We start from the raw sequence: 3,573 nt of genomic DNA on the forward strand, positions 1-3,573 counted from the left end.
AGATTAGCTTCCTGATTTTTACATCAGATGCTCTTTAACAAGGTGAAACATTTTGTAGTAATACACTGCAAGGCGAGGTTGAGTGCTAACAACACTCAATCAGCAATTAAATTGTGTGTCTCTCAAGCCACACAAATCCGGAAACCTTATTGAATACCCTTCAATAAGGTTGTGCGAAGCCAAATTGTCTTAGGCAAGGCGCGCGATGAGCGAGTGAGGGAGCGTACATTAGTACGTGACCGAGTAAGCGAAGAGCAGCAACGCCGCATAAGACGATTTGGAAAAGCACAAAGTCGTTAGTAGTCGTTTGTGTTGTATGGTCAAGCGACTAAGCGTATACGGTGGATGCCTTGGCAGCTGGAGGCGATGAAGGACGTAGGAGCCTGCGAAAAGTCTAGGGGAGCTGGCACACAAGCTTTGATCCTAGGATGTCCGAATGGGGAAACCCACCCGCTTGCGGGTATCACATAGTGAATACATAGCTATGTGAGGCGAACCCGGGGAACTGAAACATCTAAGTACCCGGAGGAAAAGAAATCAACCGAGATTCCCTGAGTAGCGGCGAGCGAAAGGGGACTAGCCCTTAAGCTCTTTATGTCTTAGTGGAAGGATCTGGAAAGTTCCGCGATACAGGGTGATAGCCCCGTACACGAAAAGGCACATTGAGTGAAATCGAGTAGGTCGGGACACGTGTTATCTTGACTGAATATGGGGGGACCATCCTCCAAGGCTAAATACTCCCAGCTGACCGATAGTGAACCAGTACCGTGAGGGAAAGGCGAAAAGAACCCCGGAGAGGGGAGTGAAATAGAACCTGAAACCGTATACGTACAAGCAGTAGGAGCACCTTCGTGGTGTGACTGCGTACCTTTTGTATAATGGGTCAGCGACTTATTGTCTGTAGCAAGGTTAACCGCATAGGGGAGCCGTAGAGAAATCGAGTCTTAATAGGGCGTTTAGTTGCAGGCAATAGACCCGAAACCCGGCGATCTATCCATGGGCAGGTTGAAGGTTGAGTAACATCAACTGGAGGACCGAACCGACTCCTGTTGAAAAAGTAGCGGATGACCTGTGGATCGGAGTGAAAGGCTAATCAAGCCGGGAGATAGCTGGTTCTCCTCGAAAGCTATTTAGGTAGCGCCTCGCGTCTCACCCTCGGGGGTAGAGCACTGTTTGGGCTAGGGGGTCATCCCGACTTACCAACCCCATGCAAACTCCGAATACCGAGGAGTGCAATCGCGGGAGACACACGGCGGGTGCTAACGTCCGTCGTGAAAAGGGAAACAACCCAGACCGCCAGCTAAGGTCCCAAATACCAGTTAAGTGGGAAACGATGTGGGAAGGCCCAGACAGCTAGGAGGTTGGCTTAGAAGCAGCCATCCTTTAAAGAAAGCGTAATAGCTCACTAGTCGAGTCGGCCTGCGCGGAAGATATACCGGGGCTCAAACTGGTAACCGAAGCTGCGGATGCTCTTATGAGCATGGTAGAGGAGCGTTGTGTAAGCCGTTGAAGGTGAACTGTGAGGTTTGCTGGAGGTATCACAAGTGCGAATGCTGACATGAGTAACGACAAGGGGGGTGAAAAACCTCCCCGCCGGAAGACCAAGGGTTCCTGTCCAACGCTAATCGGGACAGGGTTAGTCGGCCCCTAAGGCGAGGGCGAAAGCCGTAGTCGATGGGAAACAGGTTAATATTCCTGTACTTGCAATTGCTGCGATGGAGTGACGGAGAAGGCTAGGCCAGCATGGCGATTGGTTGTCCATGTTTAAGGTCGTAGGCTGGGGGATTAGGCAAATCCGGTCCCCTAAGGCTGAGAACTGATGACGAGTCTCTTTTAGAGACGAAGTGGTTGATGCCCTGCTTCCAGGAAAAACTTCTAAGCTTCAGGCAATTGCGAACCGTACTCTAAACCGACACAGGTGGTCAGGTAGAGAATACCAAGGCGCTTGAGAGAACTCTGGTGAAGGAACTAGGCAAAATGGTACCGTAACTTCGGGAGAAGGTACGCCGGTTTTGGTGATGGGACTTGCTCCCTAAGCTGAGGCCGGTCGAAGTGACCAGGTGGCTGCGACTGTTTATTAAAAACATAGCACTCTGCAAACACGTAAGTGGACGTATAGGGTGTGACGCCTGCCCGGTGCCGGAAGGTTAATTGATGGGGTTAGCGCAAGCGAAGCTCTTGATCGAAGCCCCGGTAAACGGCGGCCGTAACTATAACGGTCCTAAGGTAGCGAAATTCCTTGTCGGGTAAGTTCCGACCTGCACGAATGGCGTAACGATGGCCACGCTGTCTCCACCAGAGACTCAGTGAAATTGAAATCGCTGTTAAGATGCAGTGTACCCGCGGCTAGACGGAAAGACCCCGTGAACCTTTACTATAGCTTTGCACTGAACTTTGAGCCTACTTGTGTAGGATAGGTGGGAGGCTTTGAAGCAGGAACGCCAGTTCTTGTGGAGCCATCCTTGAAATACCACCCTGGTATGTTTGAGGTTCTAACTCTGGTCCGTAATCCGGATCGAGGACAGTGTATGGTGGGTAGTTTGACTGGGGCGGTCTCCTCCCAAAGAGTAACGGAGGAGTACGAAGGTGCACTCAGCATGGTCGGAAATCATGCAATGAGCATAATGGTATAAGTGCGCTTGACTGCGAGACAGACATGTCGAGCAGGTACGAAAGTAGGTCATAGTGATCCGGTGGTTCTGTATGGAAGGGCCATCGCTCAACGGATAAAAGGTACTCCGGGGATAACAGGCTGATACCGCCCAAGAGTTCACATCGACGGCGGTGTTTGGCACCTCGATGTCGGCTCATCACATCCTGGGGCTGAAGCCGGTCCCAAGGGTATGGCTGTTCGCCATTTAAAGTGGTACGCGAGCTGGGTTTAGAACGTCGTGAGACAGTTCGGTCCCTATCTGCCGTGGGCGTTGGAGATTTGAGAAGAGTTGCTCCTAGTACGAGAGGACCGGAGTGAACGAACCTCTGGTGTTCCGGTTGTCACGCCAGTGGCATTGCCGGGTAGCTATGTTCGGACGGGATAACCGCTGAAAGCATCTAAGCGGGAAGCCTCCTTCAAGATGAGATCTCCCTGAGACTTCGAGTCTCCTAAAGGGCCGTGGAAGACTACCACGTTGATAGGCTGGGTGTGGAAGCGTTGTGAGGCGTTGAGCTAACCAGTACTAATTGCCCGTGCGGCTTGACCATACAACAGAGATGGTTACTAACGATTCGGATTGTGAAGTCCGAGAGACGCGCAAGCTACTCGCAAGAGATCGACTTGCGGTGTATTACTACAGAATGTTTCGCCGACTTATTTGGGTTGATTGTTATCGCTGAGTACAGCGAAGGCAGACAGACAATCAAACGGTAGCGCAGGGCACAGCCCGTAAGACCAACACCAACCCAAGCCAGTTTGCCTGACGACCATAGAGTTGTGGAACCACCTGATCCCTTGCCGAACTCAGAAGTGAAACGCAACATCGCCGATGGTAGTGTGGGGTTTCCCCATGTGAGAGTAGGTCATCGTCAGGCTTCTAAATAAAAGAAAGGGCCACCCAAACGGGTGGCCCTTTTTTT

2 rRNA genes are annotated in these 3,573 nt (G+C 51.5%); both read left to right on the plus strand.

The features are described 5' to 3' along the window. Window positions 1–318: 318 nt before the first annotated feature. A 23S ribosomal RNA gene (locus FDY93_RS18950) occupies window positions 319–3,201 on the plus strand. A 211-nt stretch (window positions 3,202–3,412) separates the two neighbouring features. Beyond that, a 5S ribosomal RNA gene (rrf, locus tag FDY93_RS18955) occupies window positions 3,413–3,528 on the plus strand. Window positions 3,529–3,573: the final 45 nt, after the last annotated feature.

Origin of the sequence: Microbulbifer harenosus (genome assembly GCF_005771435.1) — a bacterium.
Classification (GTDB): domain Bacteria; phylum Pseudomonadota; class Gammaproteobacteria; order Pseudomonadales; family Cellvibrionaceae; genus Microbulbifer; species Microbulbifer harenosus.